Here is a 22493-nt window from a genome sequence, read left to right on the forward strand (position 1 = left end):
TCACGCCCCCCCGAACAGTCGGCGCAGCGCCGCCAGGAAACCCCGGTCCTCCTCGAACTTCGGGTACGGCACGTCCTCGCCCTTCAGGCGGCGCGCGGTCGCCATGAACGCCTCTCCCGCCTTCGTCTTGCCCAGTACGGCCGGCTCACCGACGTTCGTGCTCACGATGATCCCCTCGTCCTCCGGGATGATCCCGATCGGCTTCACACCCAGAATGTCCAGAATGTCCGCCTCGGACAGCATGTTCCCACTGGCGACCATCTTCGGGCGCAGGCGGTTGATCACCAGCCGGATCTCACTGACCTGCTGCGCCTCCAGCAGCCCGATGATGCGGTCCGCGTCACGCACGCTCGACACCTCGGGGTTCACCACGACCAGCGCCCCCTCGGCGGGCGCGGCGGCCGTCTTGAAGCCCGACTCGATCCCCGCCGGGGAGTCGATCAGGATCCGCGTGAACCCCTCGTTTTCCACGAGGTCGCGCACGACCGTCTTGAACACCTCGGGATCCAGCGCGTCCTTGTCGCGCGTCTGACTGGCCGGCAGCAGGAACAGGTTCTCCACGCGCTTGTCGCGGATCAGCGCCTGACTCATGCGGCACTTGCCTTCCAGCACGTCCACCAGGTCGAACACCACGCGGGATTCCAGGCCCATCACCACGTCGAGGTTGCGCAGACCCACGTCCACGTCGATGACAGCAACCTTCTCGCCGAGTTTCGCGAGGGCCGCTCCAATATTCGCGGTGGTCGTGGTTTTCCCCACGCCCCCCTTCCCGGACGTGACGACAATCACCTTGGCATTCATGTTCCGGCAGTGTAGCGCGAGTGCATGAGGGGGTGTGGGTTGCCCTCCGACGTCCTGCTGAGCCGCTGCACGGTGGAACCACAGGGCCAGCTGAAAGTCAAGTCAGTTCGGGACGCACCTGACCGGGGGTGGCTGCTACGCTCCACGCGGGATGAAGCGTGAGCGTCGCCTCTGCGTTTCATGAAGACCCTGCCCGCCGCTCTGGAGGAACCACCATGAAGAAAGTAGCCCTCGCCCTGCTGACCCTGACCACCACCCTGGTCGCCTGCAAACCTACCCCCACGCCCGACAACGCCCTGGCTCCCTTCACCAGCCAGAAACTGAACTGGACGACCTGCGACCCCACCATCCTGGGTTTGGACAGCCAGAGCCCGGACGTGCAGGGCATCCTGAACGACCCCAGCATCGCGGACCGCCTCACCTGCGCCGACGTCCGCGTGCCCGCCAACTGGAGCAACCCCGCTGCTGGAACCGCCAGCTTCGCCCTGATCCGCGTGGCCGCCAGCGACACCAAGCAGCGGCAGGGCGCCATCTTCTTCAACCCTGGTGGCCCCGGCGGCGACGGCCTGATCTTCGCCCCGCTGTTCGCCTATCAGTGGGCCAGTGAATGGAACCCGTCCAAGAACGCCAAGCAGCTCAAGGCCATGACCGAGCAGTACGACCTGATCGGCTTCTCCCCACGCGGCGTGGGCGCCAGCAGTCGACTGAACTGCGGCACCAACGAGTTCGCCGCTCCCATCAACCCGCCCACCACCGACCAGAGCGACGCGAACTTCGAGGCCATGAAACGTCAGGGCCGCCTGCTGGCCCTGGCCTGCCAGAAAAACCCCCTGACCCCCCTGATCAACACCGACGCCACCGCCCGCGACCTGAACCTCGCGCGGCAGCTGATGGGCGACGCGAAACTGAACTACATCGGGTACTCGTACGGCACGTGGCTGGGCTCGTGGTACGCCAAGCTGTTCCCGCAGCAGACCGGCCGCATGCTCCTGGACGGCAACATGTCCTGGAACACGACCATGGAGCACGCCTTCGGTCTGCAACCCGCCGCGTTCGAACGCGACTTCCGCGACGCACTGGCTCCCTACCTCGCCCGTCAGAACGCCACCTTCGGGCTGGGCGGCACGGGCGCCGAGGTGTACGCCGCGCAGAACAGGCTGGCTGAGCCGCTGCGCAGCGTCATGGGCAACATCATCGCGCAGTTCCTCTACCAGCGTGACGCGTACCCCTTCGCAGGCGAACTGCTCAAGACCACCGTTGTCCTCGACGCGCTGATCAAGGCCCACCCGGACGCCACCCCGGACGAACTGATGAGTCTGGCGGCCCAGGCCACCTACTTCGACGATCCTGAGATGAATGCCGTCGCCGCGCAGAACGCTCAGTTCCTGCTGATGATCCGCGAGTCGCAGCTGAACCCGGCGCCCTTCCCGGTCGAGCTGGACGCCTCGTCCTCGACCTTCACGGCCATCACCTGTAACGACACCCCCTGGACCAGCACCCTGGAGCAGGCCCGCGCCAAGGGTCGGCAGGACGCCGAGAAGTACCCCCTGATCGGCGGGTACGACGCCGCCAATCCCTGCTACCAGTGGAAGGGTGGCCCCAGCGTCAAGCAGCCCGCGCTGCCCAAAAACATGCCGCCCATCCTGATGCTTCAGAACGAACTGGACCCTGCCACGCCGCAGGAAGGTGCGCTGGAAGCCCTGAACAGCACGCCCAGCGCGAAGATGATCCTGATCGACGATGAGCCCCAGCACGCCGCGTTCCCGTACGGCACCACCTGCGTGGACGGCCCCATCACCGAGTACTTCCTGACCGGGAAGCTGCCGAGCGACAAGCTGAGCACGTGCACGGCTCTGCCGCTCTGGGATGAGGAAAAGGCCGTGCCGGTCAAGACGCTGACCGTCAGGAACGGGGGGCTCTGCATCGCCCAGCCTGTTCTCAGCAGCCAGACCCTGGGTGAACAGCGCCTGATTGCGGCCCGGAACGAAACCCGGCACATCATCACGCAGAACGCGGGCCGCTTCCTGCCGAAGACCCTGGCGCTGAGCCCGGAACTGCGCGCGAAGCTGACCGTGCAGAGCTGCCAGTAACCGTCCGCTTGTAATCCAGTTCCAACCCCCTGCGGCCCGTCACGGTAGAGTGGCGGGCTGAAGTGCTGTGCCCCCGCCCGAGCGGGTGTGGCGTGGCGAGGAGTGAGCATGACGGAAGCAGTGAAGCCCGCCACCGCGGGCGCAAGAAAGGTGGGGTTCATCAGCCTGGGGTGCCCGAAGGCGCTGGTGGACAGCGAGCGGATCCTGACGCAGCTGCGCGTGGAAGGCTACGAGGTCGCGCCCAGTTACGAGGACGCCGACGCCGTGATTGTGAACACCTGCGGGTTCATCACGCCCGCCGTGGAGGAATCCCTGAACGCGATCGGCGAGGCGCTGGACGCGACGGGGAAGGTCATCGTGACCGGCTGCCTGGGCGAACGCCCGGAGAAGATCATGGAGCGCCACCCGAAGGTCGCGGCCATCACTGGCAGTGAAGCCGTGGATGACGTGATGGGCCACGTGCGGACCCTGCTGCCCATCGAGACGGACGCCTTCACGGGCTTGCTGCCGGTCGCGGCGCCCGGCACGCGCGCCGGGGCGGAACAGCCCGCCCGTGAGGACACCCGCCACGGGGATGTGTTCGCGCCCAGCGTGAAGCTCACGCCGCGGCACTACGCGTACGTGAAGATCGCCGAGGGCTGCAACCACACCTGCTCGTTCTGCATCATCCCGAAGCTGCGCGGCCTGCAGGTGTCGCGCGATGCGGGCGCGGTGCTGTACGAGGCATTCCGATTGATCGCGGGCGGCACGAAGGAACTCATGATCATCAGTCAGGACACCAGCGCGTACGGCGTGGACGTCCGTTACCGCGAGTCCGAATTCCAGGGGGAGCAGGTCCGCGCGCACCTGACCGACCTCGCCGTGAAGCTGGGTGAGATGGGCGCGTGGGTGCGCATGCACTACGTGTACCCCTACCCGCACGTCGAGAAGATCGTGGAACTCATGGCCCAGGGCAAGATCCTCCCGTACCTGGACGTGCCGCTGCAGCACGCCAGTCCGAAGGTGCTGCGCGCCATGCGCCGCCCCGGCGCGGGTAAGCAGCTGGACACCATCCGCCGCTGGCGCGAGATCTGCCCGGAACTGGTGATCCGCTCGACGTTCATCGTGGGCTTCCCCGGCGAGACCGAAGAGGACTTCCAGGAGCTGCTGACGTTCCTGGAGGACGCCCGCCTGGACCGCGTGGGGGCCTTCGCGTACAGCGATGTCGAGGAAGCGGACGCGAACGCGCTGCCCGGCGCGGTGCCGCAGGAGGTCAAGGAAGAGCGCCTCGCGCGCTTCATGGAGGTCGCCCAGCGCATCAGTGCCGAGAAGCTCGCCGAGAAGGTCGGCACCGTGATGGACGTGATCATCGACGAGTTCAATGACGACGAGGACGACCAGCCCGGCACGAAGCTGATCGGCCGCACGAAGGGCGACGCGCCCGGCATTGACGGGCAGGTGTACGTGTACGCCGCTGACTTCGCCGGAGCCGTGAAGATCGGGGATATCGTCCGCGTGCGCATCGAGGACAGCGACGAGTACGACCTGTACGGCGAGGTCGTCGAGACCCCCGAGTGGCGCCCCAACGTGCCGCAACTGGGTCACTTCGGCAAGCACTGAAACCAGTGAACAGGGGGGTGGGCTGCTCAGGTGGCCCGCCCCTTCACCGTTTCCGGGCCTCAGCTCACGTCGGGATGGGGGAGACTCCGGGTATGTTTCGCCTGCACTTCAACCGCACGGGGCGGCAGCCCACCACGTGGCTGCTGGACGTCCCGATCTTCACGGTCTGCCCGAACTGCGGTTTCGTGCCGCACGAGGCGCTCCGGTACGTGGGCAGCCGCTACGGGTACGTGGGCAGCTTCACGTGCTCCAGCTGCGGCGCCCGCGTCAGCATCACGGACGGTGACTGCCGTCCCCCGGTGCGCTTCACGGCCGCCGTGCCGGGCGACCCACAGCGGTCGTTCATCTACGAGGACGTGTACCGCCTGAACTGGGCTGATCTGGAACGCGCCCAGGCGGTGACCCGCACCACCCTGATTCCGCCAGGGGAGAAGGGCTACGTGGATGTCGCCGCGGCCCTGCGCGCCCTGGAAGCCGAGGTGGTCCGCCTGGGGGTCCCGCACGCGCAGGCCCCGCTGCCGGACGGGGTGAGCTGGGTGCCGCTGCCGATGCGGGCGTGGCTGGACGCGCTGCACACGCTGGGGGTATGACCGGGCGGCCGGGCGTGGGCTGGCCTGCCAGAGCCGGACGCAAGACGCATGTGATGAATGTTTCCTAAACTGCCGGGGTGACCCCTGACGTCCTTTTCGTGATCTTCGCCGGGCTGCTGGGCCTGCTGGTGGGCTCGTTCTCAAATGTGCTGATCTGGCGGCTGCCGCGCGGGGAGAACATCGCGTTCCCGCCCAGCCACTGCCCGAACTGCGATCACCGCCTGGGCGTGCAGGACCTCGTGCCGGTCTTCTCCTGGCTGAGCCTGGGCGGCAAGTGCCGCTACTGCAAAGCGCCCATCAAGGCGCGCTACCCGGTCGTGGAACTCCTGACCGGGATTGGCTACGCGGCCATCGCGGCGCTGTTCCCACCACTCACGGTCGGCTGGGGCGCCCTGGGCCTGATGGTGCTGTTCACGATCCTGCTGGTCGGCAGCGCCATTGACCTGGACACCTACACCATTCCGGACGAGCTGACGCTGCCCGGCGTGGCCCTGGGCGCCCTGTTCGGCTTCCTGAATGGCCGGGCGGGCGTGGAGGGCCTGCCGGACTTCGCGGGCGCGGTGCAGGGCGCGCTGCTGGGCGCCGGGGTGGTCGTGGCAATCAACCAGTTCGGATCGTGGGTGCTGCGCCGCTTCCGGGAGCGCTCCTGGCCGGAATTCCCGATTGGGTACCAGCAGATCAGTCTGGCGCTCCTGGCCGGCGCGTGGCTGGGGCCCTGGTGGGGGGCGGGCGTGGGCCTGCTGTCCGCGCTGCTGAACGCCGTGACCCGCCGCGTGATCCGCGTACCGGAACTCCTGACGCTGGGGGGACTGCTGGTCAGCGTGGTGCTGGGCAGTGCCGGGTACGGGCCGGGCATGATCCTGATGGTGCAGGGCGCCCTGGCGGCCGCCGGGGCCGTGTCGCTGGTGTGCGGCATGTACTGGTGGCTGCACTGGCGCCGCCACCGCGAGGACGACGGCGCTGCGGACGACACGCAGGTGGACGCCAGCGCGATGGGGTTCGGGGACGTGAAGCTCGCCGCCGTGATCGGCGCGTTCCTGGGCTGGGAGCGGCTGCTGCTGGCGCTGGTGGTCGCCGTGTTCGCCGGGGCGGTCTTCGGGGTGGTGCAGCTCGCGGCGCGCAGCGAGAACCGCGTGAAGTTCGGGCCATTCCTGGCGCTGGGCGCCGTGGTCGCCCTGCTGTGGGGCGGCACGCTGATCAGCAGTTACCGCGAGATGCTGGGCCTGTAAGCGCGGGAGCCGCTCAGGCTCTCACCCGGGGCGGGTCGGTACCAGAGCAGGGGGGCCAGCGGCATTGATTCCGCTGGCCCCCCCCTGTTCTGATTTACATCTTGACGCTGGTGCAGCTCACGCCGGCGTCCGCGGGGGTGCCGGCGGCGTCACTGGCGGTGTGGATGTTGAAGTACGTGGCGCTCATGACGTCACTGGCGGCGACGCTGCCCGAGAGGGTCAGCATGCCCATGGCGTCGCTCTGGCCGACGATCTTGCTGCTCATGATGGGCGCGCCGCCGCTGCTGCACGGGTCGGTGCTGGCGGTGCCCTGATTGTGGTAGTGCGCGACGTAGTACGTGTTCGGGGCGAGGCCACTGACCATGGCGCTGGTCATGACGGTCATGCCGTCGCGCTTCACGGTGACGTTCCCGCTGGAGTTCAGCGCGCCGCCTGCGGGCTGTTTGGCGAGGGAGTACGTCATGGGGGCGTACATCATGGCGCAGGAGCCGAGGGCGAGGGACAGGGCGGGCAGCAACAGGACCTTTTTCATGGTGTGACCTCCGTGGAACTGATGTGAACGGGGCAGTCTGTGCCCGGGTCGGGCGCGCAGAGTGTCAGGGTTCTCCCTTTGTGACGGCTGCCTGAAGGGCGCCTGAAGGGTCGGTGCAGACTTATACTGGGTTCAAATCCCAGCCCATTCCGCTGTTCCTGAGGTGTGACCATGACGCAGACTCAGCCGCTCTCCACCGACCTTCAGGCCCTGTTCGGGCGTCAGCGCGCCCACCGCTGGACGGCCGCCCAGAGCACCCCGGCGCAGCGGCAGGCGATCCTGCGCCGCCTGCACGACGCGATCCGTGCCCGCCGTGTGGCGCTGGCGGACGCGCTGCGCACCGACCTGGGCAAGAGCCGCGCCGAGGCCGAAATCACCGAACTGCACCCCGTCCTGGAGGAGATCCAGCACGCCATCCGCCGCCTGCCCCGCTGGATGGCGCCCCGCCGCGTGGACACCCCCGCCGTGCTGGTCGGCGCCCGCAGTGAAGTGCACCCGCAGGCGCGTGGCGTGACCCTGATTCTCAGCCCCTGGAACTACCCCGTGAACCTTGCCCTGGCCCCCCTGGTTGCGAGCCTCGCGGCGGGAAACACCGTGATCCTGAAACCCAGCGAGAAGGCCCCGAACGTGGCCCGCGCGCTGCGCGACCTGCTGGAGGCGACATTCGACCCGGCCCTGGTCGCCGTGGTCGAGGGCGACGCGGACACCGCCCGGCAGCTGACCGACCTGCCCTTCGATCACATCTTCTTCACGGGCAGCACCGCCGTGGGCCGCCACGTGATGCGCGCCGCCAGCGCCAACCTGACCAGCGTCACGCTGGAACTGGGTGGCAAGAGTCCCGCCCTGATCGACCGCAGCGCCGACCTCGACCTGAGCGCCGAGCGCCTGGCGTGGGGCAAACTGCTCAACGCCGGGCAGACCTGCGTCGCCCCCGACTACGTGCTCGTCCCTGAAGCGCAGCGGGACGCGCTGGTCCTGCGCCTGGACGAGGTCATCGCCCGCCGCTACGGGGACCGCGCTTGGCTGCGCGCCGGGCCCGACTACGGCCGCCTGGTGGACGCCGCCAGCGTGCAGCGCCTGGAACGCCTGACCCGCCAGAGCGTCGAACAGGGTGCGCGGGTCGTGCTGGGCGGCGAGTTCAGTCCCGCCGAGCGCTTCATCTCACCGACCGTCGTGACCGACGTCACCCCCGACATGCCGCTGATGCAGGAGGAACTGTTCGGCCCGGTCCTGCCCATCCTGACCTACCGCTCGCTGGACGACGCCCTGGACCTCATCCGCCGCCTGGACGCCCCGCTGGCCCTGTACCTGTTCAGCGGCGACGACGGGGTCACCCGGCGCGTGCAGCGCGAAACCACCAGCGGCGGCATGGTCGTGAACGGCACCGTCGTGCACCTCAGCAACCCGCACCTGCCGTTCGGTGGCGTGGGCCCCAGCGGCATGGGCAGCTACCACGGCGAGCACGGCTTCCGCGCGTTCAGCCACGAACGCGCCGTCCTGACCGAACCCACCCGCAGCCCTGTGCGGTTCACGTACCCCCCCTACGGCCGCCCCGGGCCGCGGCTGGTCGCGTGGGCGCTGCGCCTGCTGGAGCGGCAGAGCGGCCCGCGCGAATGACCCCCACGGGCCCCTGGGCCGACGTGACCGGCGTCGTGACCGCCGGCGGGCGCTCCAGCCGCTTCGGGAGCGACAAGGCCCTGGCCGTCTGGGAGGGCCGCACGCTGCTGGAGCACGCCTGCGCCCCCCTGGCCCTGGCCCCCACCCGGCTGCTGATCGCCCCGGCCGGCCGTTACCACGTGCCCGGCTGGACCGTCACGCCCGACACCCGCCCCGGCGAGGGCCCCCTGGCCGCGCTGGAAGCCGCGCTGAACGCCGCTCCGGACGGCTGGGTGGCCTTCACGGGCGTGGACCTTCCCGGCCTGACCCGCACCTACTGGGAGGCGCTGCTCGCCGCGCGGACGCCCGGACTCCTCAGCGTGCAGGCGCTCGATGACCTGAACCGCCCCCAGCCCCTGGCGGCGCTCTACCACACGGGCCTGCGCGCCCACCTGACCGGGCTGCTCGACCAGGGCGAACGCCGCCTGCGGCTCGCCGCACCTACCGCACGGGTCCGGCACGTCCCGGTGACCGACCCGGACTGCCTGCGGAACGTCAACACCCCCGCTGACCTGCCCGGCCCGCGCTGAGACGCGCTACCCGAACTGCTTCTTGTGCTCCCGCTTCAGGCGGGCGTACACCTCGTTGGCCTCCGCCTCCTTCCACTTCGCCTTGAAGATCCGCGCGGATTCCGCCTTCACCGGATCCTCCGGATCACGCGGCCGCTCGGCGCGGCCATGCGCGCCACTCTGCCCCTTCTTACCCTCCGGGACGGGCCCCTCGTACTTCTTGCCACCCTTGTGGTTCGCGTACCGCCGCGCGCGAGTGAAGCCCATCTGCAGGAACTTGCGGGCCATGTCCGCCCCCACGATATCCCCGGCCTCCAGGTACGCCAGGAACATCCCGTAGATGTGCTCGCTGCTTTCGCGCGCGGCGTCCGGGGTGGCAAAACGCCAGTGCGGCAGGATCTCTGACTTGTACGGCTGCACCAGCAGCACGCCCTGCTCCCCCACGCCCACCCGGTACAGTTCCGGCTGAGCGCGCAGATCCAGCTCGGCGTAGTTCAGTGAGTAATCGAACTTCGGCACCTGCGCTCCTCCTGATGCGGGATGGGGGAAGGGCCACCGGATCAGCCCGGTGGCCCCCTGTGCTGCTCGCTCCGCTCGGCCCTGACGGGCGGGCGTCAGTTCATGCGGTCGTCGTCCATCATCGCTTGAAGCATCCAGCGGATCTTGTCGATGGTCTGCGCGTAGCCGTTGTACATGTCGCTCGTGGCCGGGTCGTTCGCGTCGTCCACCGTCTGGCTGTCGTCGCGGTAGCCCTTGCCCACGCGGCTCAGGTCCGCCACCAGATCCGCCACCTGCGTGCGGGCGTCGCGGACCGTCTCCGTGGGCACCTTCACGATGCTGAAGCGCTCGATGTCGCTCGGCGCGGCGATGGGGCTGCCCCCCAGCGCGACCAGACGCTCGGCCTGCTCGTCAATGCCGGGGAAGATCTCCTCAATGAACTCGTCGTACGCGAGGTGCAGGTCCCGGAAGAACCGCCCACGAATGTCCCAGTGGTACTTCTTGAACTTCAGGTACAGGCTGATCGTCGTGGCAAGGTTGCGCTGCAGCGTCTCCGCCACCGTCCCAAACTCGGATTCGGAGAGGTAGGCGTGGTCCACCAGCGCGTTGTTCGTGGTGCTCAGGTGCGCCGCGTCCGCCTTCGCCGCGCCGCTGGCCTTCCCGGACGACGCCTTGCCGTCACTGGTGGCCTTGCTGTCAGCTTTCTTCGGGGCGGCCTTGCTCTTCTTGGTCATGCGGTCACCGTACCCCCGTGCCCCCACGCCCGCCCATACGGGAAACCTTTACGGTTGAGCGGCGAACACCAGCCGGTTGTCACTTACGTGCATCCCGACCTCACCCGCCTCCAGCAGTTCAGTCAGGTGGGCACTCACCACCGCGCGGTTCAGCACCACCGCGCCTGCATTCGACATCTGCACGCCCAGCGCGCTGCACACGCGGGCCAGCAGATCATCCACCCCCGCCTCGCCCGCGCGCACGGCCGCACGCACGGCGTCTGTCACGCGCTCCAGGGCCGCCAGGTTCACCGCGACCAGACCCGCCAGATCCTCCGCCGGGTCGCCATGGCCCGGCAGGGTCACCTGCACGCCCTCCAGCGTTCCCAGCCGCGCCGCCGCCTCCTTCTGCAACGCCGAATCCTGGCAGAACACCAGCGGATGCTTCGCCAGCGCCTCCGGCCCGAACAGCGCGTCGGCCGCGTACAGCACGCCGCCCACCCGCACCGCGTACATCAGGCTCGCGTGCCCCGCCACCTCAATCAGTTCCAGGCTCACCCCGCCGATCCGCGTCAGGCCCGGTTCTGGAGCCAGCCGCGCCGGACTGGGCGGCGCGAGCAGGAACTTGCTCTGCAATTCCTTCGGTGGGCGCGCGCCGAACAGCCCAATAGGCTCAAGGATCGGGTGCGTGATGATCGCGTCCTCCAGCGGCGGCGCGAACACCTTCACCTCCGGGAACCTCTTCAGGATGAACGCGTTCCCCCCGTGATGATCCGCGTGACTGTGCGTGTTCAGGATTCCGGTCGGCGTCAGGCTCAGCTCGGTCAGGCCGCGCAGCAGTTTCCGTGCGTGCCCGTCGTCCAGCCCGGTATCCACCAGCAGCGCCCCACCCCGGCCGTCCTCCAGCACCAGCGAATTCACCGCGCCCGGCAGAAAGTGAACACCGGGAGCCAACAGGGACAGGCTGCTCATGCGGGACAGCGTACCCCCGGCCCGCGCAGGGCGGGTGTAGCCTGCGCGGCGTGAGTGCGCCCGTGTCCGTGACCCCGCCTGCGCCGCCGCCCGTGCCGGAGCCGGTGCCGTTCCGCGTGTCAGCAGCGCAGGCGGGATTGATCGCATCGAACTTCCTGATGTGGGGCGGGTTCTTCGCCGTGATTCCGCTGGTCACCGTGCACTTCAGTGGGTCGGTGGCAGGGGGTGGGCTGGGCTGGAGTGCCGCGAGCGTGGGGCTGGTCCTGGGGTTGCGGCAGCTGACGCAGCAGGGCCTGACCGTGTTCGGCGGCGCGTGGTCGGACCGGCTGGGCCCGAAACCGCTCATCCTGGCGGGGTGCCTGCTGCGCACGGCGGGCTTCGCGTGGATGGGGTTCGCGGACTCGCTGGGCGTGCTGCTCGCGGCGGCGGTGCTGGCCGGGGTGGGCGGCGGGCTGTTCGACGCGCCCAAGAGTGCCGCGATCACGCAGGTGACGCGTGAGGAGCACCGCACGCGGATGTTCAGCCTGACCAGCCTGTCCGGGAACGCCGGGATGGTGACCGGCCCGCTGATCGGCGCGGCGCTGCTGGGCCTGGGCTTCCGCTCAGCGGCCCTGGCGGCGGCCAGCGTGTACCTGCTCGCGGCGCTGGTCATGGCGGTGACGCTGCCGCACCTGCGCCCCGAGCGCGGCGTGGGCCGCAGCCTGGACGGTCTGCGCGTCGCAGCGCTCGACACGCGGTTCCGGCGGTTCACGCTGGTCCTGATCGGGTACTTCATCCTGAGCACGCAGATCAACGTGGCGGTGACCCTGAAAGCCATCGCGCTGGCCGGGAATGGCGCGACGGGCCCGCTGTACGGTCTGTCGGCGGGCATGGCGGTGATCCTCCAGTACCCTCTGCTGCGCGCCGTGGAGCGGTACCTGCCGACCCGCACGGCGCTGGTGGCGGCGGTGGCCCTGGTGGGCCTGAGCCTGGGCCTGATGAGCGTCGCGACCACCTTCCCGGCGCTGCTGGCGTGCGTGGCGCTGTACTCGCTGGGCACCATGACCGTGTACCCCACCCAGCAGACCCTGACCGCCCGCTTCGCGCCGCCCGCCCTGATCGGCAGTTACTTCGGCTTTTCCGCGATCAGCCTGGGCGTGGGCGGCGCGGTGGGCAGCGTCCTGGGCGGCGCGCTGGTAGACACGGGCGTCCAGGTGGGCTTCCCGGCCCTGCCGTGGTTCACCCTGGCCGCCATCGGCGTGCTGACGGCGCTGGGCCTGCGCTGGGCGCTGCGCGGCCTGGACCGCGCGCCACTGGACGACCTCGCCTGAACCCGGCGGTCAGTCCCCGATGAACACCAGCCGCTCGAAGCTGCCGTCCGCATGCGCTTCGGGCAGGCCCTGCGCAGCGGCCTGCTTGAGCTGCGCGAGCGCGGCAGACAGGGCCGGTCCCTCACCGTAGATGCGTTCCGCGTCCGCCGTCACCTGAAGCTCCAGCCCCCGGCCCTCCCGCGTGGCGCGCAGCACGACCCCCGGACCGGGCACGTGCGTGACCTGCACGTCAGCGGGGAAGGCGGCGAGGTCAATCTGGTGGCGCAGCGTGTCGTCCATGCGGTCATTGTGCCGGAGGGGACGCCATGAGGCCCGCCGGACCGCGCCCCGCCTCCCAATTCCTGCGGCGGCCCGCCCGTATCCTGCACGCGTGACGCTGTTCGACCCGCCCGCCCCGCTCGCTGAACGCCTGCGGCCCCGCACCGTCGCGGAGGTCGTGGGCCAGACGCACCTGCTCGGCCCAGGCAAACCGCTCACGCGCGTTCTCCAGTCGGGCCGGCTGGGCAGCCTGATCCTGTGGGGTCCGCCCGGCGTGGGCAAGACCACCCTCGCGCGGCTGCTGGCCGGCGAGGTGGGCGCGCACTTCATCCCGCTCTCGGCCGTCACGGCGGGCGTCAAGGACGTGCGGGAAGCGGTCACGGAAGCCGAGCGCCTGCGCGGACGCGGGCAGAAGACCATCCTCTTCCTCGACGAGATTCACCGATTTAACAAGGCGCAGCAGGACGCGCTGCTCCCGCACGTCGAGTCGGGCCTGCTGACCCTGATCGGCGCGACCACCGAGAACCCCAGCTTCGAGGTGAACCCCGCCCTGCGCAGCCGCGCCCGCACGCTGGTCCTCGAGGCCCTCACGCCCGAGGAGGTGCGTGGGCTGCTGGACCGCGCCCTCGCGGACGACCGCGGTCTGACCGGCGTGACTGCCGAACCAGAGGCCCTGGACCTCCTCGCGCGCCTCGCGGAAGGGGACGCCCGCCGGGCCCTCAGCACCCTGGAAGTCGCCAGCACGCTGGCCAACCCCATCACCCCCGACGCGATCACCGAGGCGTTCGGGCGGCACCTGCCGCAGATGGACAAGAACGGCGAGGACTTCTACAACCTCATCAGCGCGCTGCACAAGAGCGTGCGCGGCAGCCACGTGGACGGCGCGCTGTACTGGCTGGCGCGCATGATCGAGGGTGGCGCCGACCCCCTGTACGTCGCGCGGCGCGTGGTCCGCATGGCCGCCGAGGACATCGGCCTGGCCGACCCACAGGCTCTCAGGCTGTGCATCGCCGCGCGGGACACCGTCGAGTTCCTCGGCAGTCCGGAAGGCGACCTGGCGCTGGCGCAGGCGGTCGTGTACCTCGCCCTGGCCCCCAAGAGCAACAGCGTGTACGTCGCCTGGAAAAACGCCCTGAACGCCGTGCGCGAGGGAGAAAGCCTCCCCATCCCGCTGCACCTGCGCAACGCCCCCACCGCCCTCATGCGCCAGCAGGGCTACGGCAAGGGGTACGTGTACTACTTCGACGACCCCGAAGGCAGCTTCCAGCAGAACTACCTCCCCGACGGCGTACACCTGGGCCTCTACGAGCCCACCGGTGAAGGCTGGGAAGCCCGCGTCGCCGAACGCTGGCGCAAACTCAGGGACGCCCACGGAGAGGGGGACGCCGTACCAGACTGACCGCCGGGACAATCCGGCTCCGCGTGCCGGGTACGGTGGCCGTACTTCAGGTGCGTGTGGGCGCCCGGTTCCGGGGGGTCGTGATGCTGGCAGTTCCGGCGGTGGGGCGGGCGTGGTTCCAGCTGAATGCGGCGTGGGTGCTGCCGGGCGTGACGGTGGCGCTGGCGTTCCTGCTGGCGGGTCGCGTGCCGCCCGAGGTGCGGCCCTGGCTGGTGGGGCTGGCCGCGTTCGATCTGACGGTGGGCGCGGGCGTGATGGCGTGGCAGACGCGGCCGCGTGGGGATTCAGGGCACGCGGCGCGCTGGGTGTGGCCGGTCGTGCGGGGTGCGCTGGTGGCGCTGCTGCTGTGGCCGTGGCTGCGGTCCCCGGCGTGGCTGCTGCTTGTGCCCGTGCTGGCGTGGGCGCTGTGGCACTCGGCGCGGACGGTGCCCATTGCGGCGGTTGCGGATGATCTGGAGGCCCAGCTGGCGCGCGTGACGCGGTTCGCGCCGCACCTGCCGTGGTGGCGTGCCGCCGCGTTTGAAGTCATGACGCTGGGGTGCGCGCTGCGCCGACGGGCGCTGCCGTCTGGGCAGACGTTTCCGTCCACGTCCGGCGCGGACGGCCCGTTTCTGCTGATCGGGGCGCTGATCACCCTGGAAGCTGTGCCTGTGCACTTCCTGCTTGCGGGCCGGTCGGGGGCGCTGGCGGCCCTGCACCTGTGCGGGACTGCCCTGGGTCTGCTGTGGGTGGTGGGGCAGGTGCGCGCGTGCCGGGAGCGGGTGACGACCGTCACGGCGGACGCCCTGCTGGTCCGCTGCGGGTTGTTCTGGAACGCCCGGGTGCCTCTGGCGGACATTGCGCAGGGCCGCGCGACCCGCCCGGACGATGAGGGCGCGCGCGCCTGCGTGAACGTCCAGCCGAACGTGACCGTGGTCCTGCGCCGCCCCGCGACCCTGCTGGGTGTGGGTGGCACGCCGGCGCAGGTGGTGGCCGTGCGTCTGCATGTCGATGACCCGGGTGGCCTCACGTCGGTGCTGGACGCCGCGCGTGCTGAGATCAGACCAGCCCCAGCCCCCGCGTGACGCTGGCCTGCGCGTCCTGCTCGGGCACGCTGGTCACGACCGCCTCAATCCGCCCGTCCGGCCCGGTCAGGATCAGGGTGGGGAAGGCGTGCACGCGGTACGGGCGGCGCAGGCTGCCGTCCGTGTCAAGGTGCAGCGCCTCCCCGTAGGCGTGTGGTGGCAGGTTGCCGCGCCGAGCGTCGATCACGCGCAGGTCCAGCCCGTGCGCATGGGCCAGCTGCCCCAGGAACACGTCCAGCGTGTCGCACGCCACGCAGGCCTCGGTCTTGAAGGACAGCAGCGTGCGGCGCGTGACGTTCAGCGCGGCGGGCGGCGGCACCACCGCGCCCGGCTGGACGGTACGCGCAGCGATCAGGCGAGCCAGCAGCGCCCCGAGCGGGCGGGGCAGGCGGATGCGGACGGGCGTGGGATCGGGTCGCTGGGTCATGAAGCCTCCTGTTGGCTGTCCCAGGTACGCGCCGACAGTGGCCGGGTTCCCGCGCAGATATGAAGGCAGCAGAAGCTCCCCGCCGTTCCGGGGTGCGGAGGTCGGCGGGGGGTGGGGGCGGGCCGGCGTCGAGGCCGTGGTCGTGAGGGGTGCGCGGTGCCGGGTGCCCGGTGATGCGTGCTGGGCATGCGTGGTGCGGCCCGGATGGATCCGGGGACGCCGCCCCGGCGTCGTCAGGGGTGCAGCCTTTTCCCCGCTGCGGGGTAGGTCTCCGCCCGCGCGGCCGTCCCCGAGCGGCAGTGTGGGCCTACCCGGGCAGGTCCGTCAACCAGTTGGCCTGTTGCAGCTGCGTGTCCAGTTCGCGCCGCGCCTTGGCGAGGGTGTCCACCTGCGCCTGCAGGTCGCGGGCGGGCAGCGCGGAGAGGATGCGGACCTCGCTGTTGCTGTAGCGGGTAGGGCGTTCGCTGGCGGTGGCGGCGGCGCGGCGCAGGACCTTCAGGCGCAGGTCGAGCAGGTCGCGGCGGGTCAGGGCGTCCGTGATGGTCTCTCCGCCGGGCAGCGTGGCGCTGAGGTTCGCGCGGTGAATGCGTGGCAGGAGGGCCTCCAGCTGCGCGGTGACGTCCATGAATTCGCGCAGCAGCGCCTGGGGGTCCTCGGCGGGCGCCTCGCCCTCCTGCACGAGGAGGTTCTTCACGAGCCGTTCCTCAAGCTGCGCGGCGCGTTTCTGGAGGTCGGCGCGGGTGATCAGGGCCTCAGCGAGTTTCATACGGGCAGGGTAAGGGTAGATGGGGAGAGGTGCAGAGGGAATTGGGATAAGGCTTTCTAAGCCACTCGGCGCACGGTCATTCCGTGCGGGGGCCGCTATGCTCCTCATTGAGATGTCGTTCGATGCCCGCGCCCTGTCCGCCCTTGATTTTCCTCGCGTCCTGTCTGCCCTGGCGGAGCGGAGTGCCACGACGCTGGGCGCCGAGCGTGCGCGGGCCCTGCGCCCGTCGGATGACGCGGGGCGGATCGCGCGGGAACTGGACGAGGTCGAGGACGCGCTGTTCGGCGTGAGCCTCAGCCTGGGCGGCATTCAGGACATCCGTGACCTGCACGCCCGCGCGGGCGAGGGTCGCGTGCTGGCCGGGCAGGAACTGCTGAACGCCGCGTACTCGCTGGACGGCGCGATGACCGTCAAGCGCGCCATCAACGCGAATTCACGCGGGCCGCTGCGGGAACTCGCGGTGGACCTGGGTGACCACAGTGAACTGGTGCGGCGGGTGCTGTCCGCCCTGGACCGCGACGGCGGCGTGCGCGACGACGCCAGTCCGCGCCTGCGGGACCTGCGCAAGCGCATCGAGCCGCTGCGTGGGCGCATCCGCGAGCGGCTGGCGGCCACGCTGGACAAGTGGGCGGACGTGCTGCAGGAACACATCGTCACGATCCGCCGCGACCGCTACGTGCTGCCGGTGCAGGCCAGCCGCGTGGGGCAGGTGCAGGGCATCATCGTGGACGCGTCCGCGACCGGGCAGACGTACTTCGTGGAACCGGCGGCGGTCACGCAGCTGAACAACGAACTGACCCGCCTGATCCTCGACGAGGAGGCCGAGGTGCGGCGCATCCTGACGGAACTGTCGGGCCTGCTCGCCTCTGACTCGGCGGTGCCCATGACGCTGGCGGTGATCGGCGAGCTGGACCTGATCGCCGCGAAGGCGCGGCTGGCCCGCGACTGGCGCCTGAACCGCCCAGAGCAGGTGGAAGGCGGCTCGTACGACCTGCGCGAGGTGCGCCACCCCCTGATCGAGAATCCGGTGGCGAACGACCTCGCGCTGGGTGAGACGAAACTGCTGCTCATCACCGGGCCGAACATGGGCGGCAAGACCGCGACGATCAAGACGCTGGGCCTCGCGGTGCTGATGCACCAGTGCGGGATGTACGTCGCGGCCGCCAGTGCCCGCCTGCCGGTCGTGCGGGACGTGCTGGTGGACATCGGGGACGAGCAGAGCATCGAGGCGAGCCTGTCCACCTTCGCGTCTCACCTCAAGCACCTGCGGTACGTGCTGCGCCACGCCGCTCCGGACACGCTGGTCCTCGTGGACGAGCTGGGCAGCGGCACCGACCCGAACGAGGGCGCCGCACTGGCCCAGGCGCTGATCGAGTGCCTGCTCACGCAGGATGCGCGCGGCGTGATCACCTCGCACCTCTCGCCGCTGAAGCTGTTCGCGCTGGAAACGCCGGGGCTGAAGAACGCCAGCATGGGCTTCGACGTGGACACCCTGGCCCCCACGTACGCCCTGCAGGTGGGGCAGCCGGGCCGCTCGTTCGCGCTGGCCATCGCGCAGCGCATGGGGCTCCCGGCGGACGTGCTGGGCCGCGCCGAGGAGCTGCTGGGCCCCGACGCGGGCCTGATGGAACGCATGCTGGAGGGCCTGGAACGCGAACGGGCCGACCTGCGCGCCCAGCTCGACGCCACCGCCGCCGCCCGGCGCGACGCCGAGGCCGAACTGGGCCGCGTCCGCGTTGAGCGCGAGACCCTCGAAGCCCGCCGCAATGAGATGCTCGCCGAGGCCAGCCAGAAGGCCGAGTCGCTATACGCCGACGCCGTCGAGCGCGTCCGCACGCTGCGGGCCCGCGCGCAGGAGGACAGCGCCCGCCCGCGCGTCATGCAGGAACTGCGTGAACTGCGTGTTGCCGCCCAGAAGACCCGCCCCGCCCCCGCCCCACGTGAGGACCGCGGCGATCCCATCCGGGTGGGCAGCAGCGTGGACGTCCCCGCGTACAACGCCAGCGGGCAGGTGCTCGAACTGCGCGGCGACGATCTGGTCGTGCAGCTGGGCGTCATGAAGGTCGGCGTGAAGCGCCGCGACGTGCGCCTCAAGCAGGAACCCAAGGTCAGCGCCCCCAAGACGCGCGGCCCGCGTTTCACCGGCACGGCCCCCACCGCGTCCCTGAAGGAACTCCAGCTGCGCGGCCTGGGCGTCGAGGAGGCCGTGGAGGAACTCCGTACCGCCATCCTTGAAGCGCACGCGCTGAAGGAAACCCCGTTGCGCGTTGTGCACGGCAAGGGGCAGGGCGTCCTGAGGCGCCTGCTGCGCGAGTACCTGAAGAACGACAAGAAAGTCGAGTCTTTCCACGACGCCGAACCCAACCAGGGCGGGCACGGCGTGACCATCGTGAACATCCGCCGCTGAGCGCACGAGCCCGGCCGGATGGACAGGGGGCCGCCCGGCCCGGCCCGCCGGGTGCTACCTTCCCGGCGTGACTGCCCGCACCGCCGCCCCACCGCCGCCGCTCTCGTGGACGCTGCTGGCGGTGGGCGTGGCGGCGTTTTTCACGCTGGGCGTGATTCAGGCGATGTACGGCCCGGCGTTCGGGCTGTTCCAGGCGCGGTTCGGGGTTAGCACGGCGTCGGTGGGTCTGATTGCCAGCGCGCACTTCCTGGGGTCGGCGGTCGCGCCGCCGCTGCTGGCGCTGCTGCTGCGGCGGGTGAGTGTGCGCGCTGGGGTGTCCTGGAGTCTGCTGCTGCTGGCGCTGGGCGTGACGGGCGTGGTGCTGGCGCCGCTGTGGCCGCTGGCGGTCGCGTCGGCGTTCCTGGGTGGGTTCGGGCTGGGCGGCGTGAGCGCCTGCCTGAACGCCGCGTACGCGAGCGTGGGGGCGCGCGCGGTGAATCTCGTGAATGCCGTGTTCGGGATGGGGAGCATGCTCGCGCCGCTGCTGGTGGTGGGCCTGGGCCGCGCGGACGGCACGTCGGGCGGCCTGGCCGGGCCGTTCCTGACGGTCGCGGCGCTGTGCGGGGTGACGTTCGCGGTGGGGCGCGTGTGGGGCGTGCCGGGCATTCACGCGCCTGCGCGGGCTGCCGACGCGCCCGTCCCGGCGCGCCCGGCGGTGCAGGCGGCCCTGTTCGCGGGGCTGATCGTGTGTTACGTCGGTCTGGAGGCTGGGTTCGGTGCGTGGGCGGCGCGGTACCTGAGCGAGCTGAGCCTGCCGGGCGCGGCGCTGACCTTGAGTGCCTTCTGGGGTGCGCTGACGGTCGGGCGGGTGCTGACCGGGCTGTTCGCGGGGCGTCTGGCGCCGCAGCGGGTGGTGCTGGGCTGCGCCGGGGCGCTGATCGTGCTGGCGCTGGCGATGAGGGTGCCCGCGCTGGCCCCGGCGGCCGTGGTCCTGGCGGGCCTGACGCTCGCGCCGGTGTTCGGCACGACCCTGGCGTGGCTGTCGCAGGTGCTGAGCGCGCGGCTGGTGCCGCTGCTGCTCGTGGCGGGCTCGCTGGGCGGGGTGCTGTCCCCGTGGCTGCTGGGGCAGGTGTTCGCCCGCTCGGGCGCGGCGGCCATTCCGGTGACGCTGGCGCTGCTGGCGGCCCTGATGGTGGCGTTCACGGCCCTGGCCCGGCGGGGGGCGCGCCGGGTCGCGTGAGGCGCGCCGGGGGCGTGTGAGGGGGGGTTCTAGCAAACCTCGTTGTCAGCTGGGGGGGTGTGTGGCAGAATGCGCGGCGAATTCTCAGCAACCCACGATTCAAGTCCTCGCCGGTTCCAGGCCGGCGGCGCAACGGAGGCTCTAGAGTGGCACAGGCGACCAGACAGGTGAAGCTCACGCGGGAAGGCTTTGAACGGCTCCAGAAGACGCTCGATCAGGAAATGAACCGCCTAGCGGAAGCGACCCGCATCCTGCAGGAGCAGATGGAAACCAACTCGGACACGGAAGACACCGGGTTGGAGGACGCCAAGCGCGAGAAGATGAACATTGAGGCGCGCATCGAGGAACTCGAGGACACCCTGGCGCGCGCCACGATCATCGAGGACCACGAGAACGAGGGCCGCGTGGAACTGGGAGCGATCGTCGTGCTCGCCAACGAGACCACCAAGAAGGACATGAAGGTGCAGGTCGTCAGCGCCGCCGAGGCGACCGTCACCGGCGGCAGCCTGCCCCGCGTCAGCGAGGACAGCCCGGTCGGGAAGGAACTCATGGGCCGCAAGAAAGGGGAGACCTTCGTGGTCAACCTCGACAACGGCAAGCAGATGAAGTACAAGGTCAAGAGCATCGAGTACTGAGCCCACCTCCGGTCCACCTGTGGACCCGAGCGGAGCGAGTGGGAGCAGTATGGGCTCCGGGAGTGGCGTGGTCAGATCGGTGGTGTTCCGATCTGTCTGCGGAGCGGCGGAAGCCAGCACTGAGGAGGCAGGTCGCCGCGTGCGGTCTGCCTCCGGCCCGTTCTCTGGCAGGCTGTGAACTGGACGTCGGGCGGGCGCGGCGTGTGGGGCGCGGCCTATACTGGCGGTTATGTCTGATGGTTCCCCCAACCGCCGCGAGGGTCTGCACGAGCAGACCGTCAGCCGCCTGAACAACCTGGACGCGCAGGTGGCCGCGGGTTTCGAGGCGCACCCGTACACGTACCCGCGCACGCATCACGCCCGTGACGTGCTGGCCGCCCACCCGGCTGACACGCACGGTGAGGACGGCGCGCCGAAGTGGGAGCCTGGGCAGGAGTGGCCCGAAGCCTCGTTCGCGCTGGCTGGGCGCGTGACCCTGATGCGGCACATGGGTAAGGCGGCCTTCGCGGACCTGAGTGACGAGCATGGCAAGATCCAGCTGCACTTCTCCAAGCAGGACACCGAGAACTTCGATCCGACGAAGAAGATCGACCTGGGCGACATCATCGGCGTGCGGGGCTTCCCGTTCGTCACGAAGACCGGGCAGCTGACGCTGCGCGTGACGTCCTGGCAGCCGCTGGTCAAGAGCCTGCACCCGCTGCCCAGCAAGTTCCACGGCCTGCAGGACGAGGAACTCCGCGCGCGGCGCCGCTACGTGGACCTGATGATCAACCCCGAGAGCCGCGAGGTGTACCGCACGCGCTCGCGGATGCTGCGCTTCATCCGGAACTTCCTCGACAGCCGCGACTTCATGGAGGTCGAGGGCCCCACGTTGCAGGTCGTCCCCGGCGGGACCGAGGCGAAGCCCTTCAAGACGTTCCACAACGCGCTGGGGCACGAGTTCAGCATGCGCATCAGCCTGGAGCTGTACCTCAAACGGCTGCTGGTGGGCGGCTTCGAGCGGGTGTACGAGATCGGCCGCAACTACCGCAACGAGGGCATCGACCGGACGCACAACCCGGAATTCACGATGCTGGAAGCGTACTTCGCGTACGGCGACTACAACGACATGATGGTGCTCGTGGAGACGCTGCTTCACGACCTGGTCGTGGACCTGAAGGGCGAGCCGAAACTGACGTACCAGGGGCGCGAACTGGACTTCTCGCTGCCGTTCAAACGCCTGGACTTCGTGACGGCCCTCAAGGAGCAGGCGGGGCTGGACTTCGACCCGCTGGATCTCGTGAAGCTGCGCGCGTGGAGTGACGTGCACCACCCGGAGCACCGCAAGACCCCGGACTACAAGCTGCTGGACAAGCTGGGCGGCGAGTACGTCGAGCCACTGCTGCAGAACCCGACCTTCCTAACGGATATGCCGCTGGCGATCAGTCCGCTGGTGAAGGTGCACCGTGACCGCGAGGGGCTGGCCGAGCGCGCCGACCTGTACGTGGCGGGTTTTGAGCTGGCGCCCATCTACTCGGAACTGAACGACGCGCTGGACCAGCGGGAGCGGTTCGAGGCGCAGACGGCCCGCCGGGATGCCGGGGACGACGAGGCGCACGAGCAGGACGAGGACTTCCTGCTGGCGCTGGAGTACGGTATGCCGCCCACCGCCGGGATGGGCATGGGCATGGACCGTCTGGCGATGCTGATGACCGACCGGGACTCCATCCGGGACGTGCTGCTGTTCCCGTTGCTGCGTCCGGAAGGCGCTGGGAACGCCCCAGAGGTTGAGGCGGCCGACACCGTCAGTTGAGTGCTGCATGAAGGCCAGGGCCCGGGT

The 22493-nt window shown here is 70.1% G+C and carries 21 protein-coding genes; 13 read left to right on the forward strand and 8 right to left on the reverse strand.

Annotation, left to right across the window (positions count from 1 at the left end; translation table 11 throughout):
- Positions 1–801: a septum site-determining protein MinD gene (gene minD / locus IEY63_RS06890; protein ID WP_189068266.1), complete on the reverse strand. Its 801-nt coding sequence runs from the start codon at positions 799–801 to the stop codon at positions 1–3.
- Positions 802–1016: 215 nt separating this feature from the next.
- Between minD and IEY63_RS06895 the strand changes: the two genes are divergently transcribed.
- The 4 genes from IEY63_RS06895 (at position 1017) to IEY63_RS06910 (ending at position 6309) form a co-directional block, all read left to right on the forward strand.
- Positions 1017–2891, forward strand: a complete 1875-nt coding sequence (locus IEY63_RS06895) for an alpha/beta hydrolase (protein ID WP_189068267.1) — start codon at positions 1017–1019, stop codon at positions 2889–2891.
- Between the two features lie 108 nt (positions 2892–2999).
- Positions 3000–4490 (forward strand): 30S ribosomal protein S12 methylthiotransferase RimO, encoded by a 1491-nt coding sequence (gene rimO / locus IEY63_RS06900; protein ID WP_062159878.1) that lies wholly within the window; start codon positions 3000–3002, stop codon positions 4488–4490.
- A 92-nt stretch (positions 4491–4582) separates the two neighbouring features.
- Entirely contained in the window at positions 4583–5080 is a 498-nt protein-coding gene (locus IEY63_RS06905) for a hypothetical protein (RefSeq protein WP_189068268.1), read from the forward strand.
- A gap of 77 nt (positions 5081–5157) precedes the next feature.
- Positions 5158–6309: a prepilin peptidase gene (locus IEY63_RS06910; protein WP_189068269.1), complete on the forward strand. Its 1152-nt coding sequence runs from the start codon at positions 5158–5160 to the stop codon at positions 6307–6309.
- A gap of 94 nt (positions 6310–6403) precedes the next feature.
- Here the strand turns inward: IEY63_RS06910 and IEY63_RS06915 are convergent, their stop codons facing one another.
- Positions 6404–6841: a superoxide dismutase gene (locus IEY63_RS06915; RefSeq protein WP_189068270.1), complete on the reverse strand. Its 438-nt coding sequence runs from the start codon at positions 6839–6841 to the stop codon at positions 6404–6406.
- Positions 6842–7012: 171 nt separating this feature from the next.
- Here IEY63_RS06915 and IEY63_RS06920 point away from each other — a divergent pair, with 171 nt between their 5' ends.
- Positions 7013–8458, forward strand: coding sequence for an aldehyde dehydrogenase family protein (locus IEY63_RS06920; RefSeq protein WP_189068271.1), 1446 nt, complete (start codon positions 7013–7015; stop codon positions 8456–8458).
- A complete protein-coding gene (mobA, locus tag IEY63_RS06925) occupies positions 8455–9027 on the forward strand; it encodes a molybdenum cofactor guanylyltransferase (RefSeq protein ID WP_189068272.1) in 573 nt (190 codons plus the stop codon). The genes IEY63_RS06920 and mobA overlap by 4 nt, the downstream gene beginning before the upstream one ends.
- Before the next feature lie 6 nt (positions 9028–9033).
- Here the strand turns inward: mobA and IEY63_RS06930 are convergent, their stop codons facing one another.
- The 3 genes from IEY63_RS06930 to IEY63_RS06940 form a co-directional block, all read right to left on the reverse strand.
- Complete coding sequence (locus IEY63_RS06930) at positions 9034–9525, reverse strand: DUF4385 domain-containing protein (protein WP_189068273.1); 492 nt, start codon at positions 9523–9525, stop codon at positions 9034–9036.
- A 95-nt stretch (positions 9526–9620) separates the two neighbouring features.
- A complete protein-coding gene (locus tag IEY63_RS06935; RefSeq protein WP_189068274.1) occupies positions 9621–10238 on the reverse strand; it encodes a Dps family protein in 618 nt (205 codons plus the stop codon).
- A gap of 48 nt (positions 10239–10286) precedes the next feature.
- A complete protein-coding gene (locus tag IEY63_RS06940) occupies positions 10287–11189 on the reverse strand; it encodes an MBL fold metallo-hydrolase (RefSeq protein ID WP_189068275.1) in 903 nt (300 codons plus the stop codon).
- Positions 11190–11239: 50 nt separating this feature from the next.
- On the opposite strand from IEY63_RS06940, the gene IEY63_RS06945 reads away from it, so the two are divergent.
- A complete protein-coding gene (locus IEY63_RS06945; protein WP_229784540.1) occupies positions 11240–12499 on the forward strand; it encodes an MFS transporter in 1260 nt (419 codons plus the stop codon).
- A 9-nt stretch (positions 12500–12508) separates the two neighbouring features.
- Here the strand turns inward: IEY63_RS06945 and IEY63_RS06950 are convergent, their stop codons facing one another.
- Positions 12509–12778, reverse strand: coding sequence for a hypothetical protein (locus tag IEY63_RS06950; protein WP_189068276.1), 270 nt, complete (start codon positions 12776–12778; stop codon positions 12509–12511).
- A gap of 91 nt (positions 12779–12869) precedes the next feature.
- Between IEY63_RS06950 and IEY63_RS06955 the strand changes: the two genes are divergently transcribed.
- Together IEY63_RS06955 and IEY63_RS06960 are read left to right on the forward strand one after the other, a co-directional pair.
- Positions 12870–14156: a replication-associated recombination protein A gene (locus tag IEY63_RS06955; RefSeq protein ID WP_189068277.1), complete on the forward strand. Its 1287-nt coding sequence runs from the start codon at positions 12870–12872 to the stop codon at positions 14154–14156.
- A gap of 83 nt (positions 14157–14239) precedes the next feature.
- Entirely contained in the window at positions 14240–15220 is a 981-nt protein-coding gene (locus IEY63_RS06960) for a hypothetical protein (RefSeq protein ID WP_189068278.1), read from the forward strand.
- Here IEY63_RS06960 and IEY63_RS06965 read toward each other — a convergent pair.
- Positions 15195–15647 carry a hypothetical protein gene (locus tag IEY63_RS06965; RefSeq protein ID WP_189068279.1) on the reverse strand — a complete coding sequence of 151 codons (453 nt, stop codon included), beginning with the start codon at positions 15645–15647 and terminating at the stop codon, positions 15195–15197. The genes IEY63_RS06960 and IEY63_RS06965 overlap by 26 nt on opposite strands.
- A 307-nt stretch (positions 15648–15954) precedes the next feature.
- On the reverse strand, positions 15955–16413 hold the full coding sequence (locus IEY63_RS06970) for a DIP1984 family protein (RefSeq protein WP_189068280.1): 459 nt from the start codon (positions 16411–16413) through the stop codon (positions 15955–15957).
- A 112-nt stretch (positions 16414–16525) separates the two neighbouring features.
- On the opposite strand from IEY63_RS06970, the gene IEY63_RS06975 reads away from it, so the two are divergent.
- The 4 genes from IEY63_RS06975 (at position 16526) to lysS (ending at position 22466) form a co-directional block, all read left to right on the forward strand.
- The gene (locus tag IEY63_RS06975) at positions 16526–18820 is read left to right on the forward strand and encodes an endonuclease MutS2 (RefSeq protein WP_189068281.1); all 2295 of its coding nucleotides are present in this window, start codon (positions 16526–16528) and stop codon (positions 18818–18820) included.
- Positions 18821–18887: 67 nt separating this feature from the next.
- The gene (locus IEY63_RS06980) at positions 18888–20039 is read left to right on the forward strand and encodes an MFS transporter (RefSeq protein ID WP_229784541.1); all 1152 of its coding nucleotides are present in this window, start codon (positions 18888–18890) and stop codon (positions 20037–20039) included.
- Positions 20040–20185: 146 nt separating this feature from the next.
- Positions 20186–20674 carry a GreA/GreB family elongation factor gene (locus tag IEY63_RS06985; protein ID WP_062159305.1) on the forward strand — a complete coding sequence of 163 codons (489 nt, stop codon included), beginning with the start codon at positions 20186–20188 and terminating at the stop codon, positions 20672–20674.
- A gap of 229 nt (positions 20675–20903) precedes the next feature.
- Positions 20904–22466, forward strand: coding sequence for a lysine--tRNA ligase (lysS, locus tag IEY63_RS06990; RefSeq protein ID WP_189068282.1), 1563 nt, complete (start codon positions 20904–20906; stop codon positions 22464–22466).
- Positions 22467–22493 lie beyond the last annotated feature (27 nt).

The organism is Deinococcus radiotolerans (assembly GCF_014647435.1).
GTDB classification, from domain to species: domain Bacteria; phylum Deinococcota; class Deinococci; order Deinococcales; family Deinococcaceae; genus Deinococcus; species Deinococcus radiotolerans.

Coding starts and splice junctions, on each gene's coding strand:
- IEY63_RS06915 (WP_189068270.1), bottom strand. CDS start 6,841: ATGAAAAAGGTCCTGTTGCTGCCCGCCCTGTCCCTCGCCCTCGGCTCC.
- IEY63_RS06975 (WP_189068281.1), top strand. CDS start 16,526: ATGTCGTTCGATGCCCGCGCCCTGTCCGCCCTTGATTTTCCTCGCGTC.
- IEY63_RS06960 (WP_189068278.1), top strand. CDS start 14,240: ATGCTGGCAGTTCCGGCGGTGGGGCGGGCGTGGTTCCAGCTGAATGCG.
- lysS (WP_189068282.1), top strand. CDS start 20,904: ATGTCTGATGGTTCCCCCAACCGCCGCGAGGGTCTGCACGAGCAGACC.
- IEY63_RS06970 (WP_189068280.1), bottom strand. CDS start 16,413: ATGAAACTCGCTGAGGCCCTGATCACCCGCGCCGACCTCCAGAAACGC.
- IEY63_RS06940 (WP_189068275.1), bottom strand. CDS start 11,189: ATGAGCAGCCTGTCCCTGTTGGCTCCCGGTGTTCACTTTCTGCCGGGC.
- IEY63_RS06965 (WP_189068279.1), bottom strand. CDS start 15,647: ATGACCCAGCGACCCGATCCCACGCCCGTCCGCATCCGCCTGCCCCGC.
- mobA (WP_189068272.1), top strand. CDS start 8,455: ATGACCCCCACGGGCCCCTGGGCCGACGTGACCGGCGTCGTGACCGCC.
- IEY63_RS06905 (WP_189068268.1), top strand. CDS start 4,583: ATGTTTCGCCTGCACTTCAACCGCACGGGGCGGCAGCCCACCACGTGG.
- minD (WP_189068266.1), bottom strand. CDS start 801: ATGAATGCCAAGGTGATTGTCGTCACGTCCGGGAAGGGGGGCGTGGGG.
- IEY63_RS06950 (WP_189068276.1), bottom strand. CDS start 12,778: ATGGACGACACGCTGCGCCACCAGATTGACCTCGCCGCCTTCCCCGCT.
- rimO (WP_062159878.1), top strand. CDS start 3,000: ATGACGGAAGCAGTGAAGCCCGCCACCGCGGGCGCAAGAAAGGTGGGG.
- IEY63_RS06895 (WP_189068267.1), top strand. CDS start 1,017: ATGAAGAAAGTAGCCCTCGCCCTGCTGACCCTGACCACCACCCTGGTC.
- IEY63_RS06920 (WP_189068271.1), top strand. CDS start 7,013: ATGACGCAGACTCAGCCGCTCTCCACCGACCTTCAGGCCCTGTTCGGG.
- IEY63_RS06935 (WP_189068274.1), bottom strand. CDS start 10,238: ATGACCAAGAAGAGCAAGGCCGCCCCGAAGAAAGCTGACAGCAAGGCC.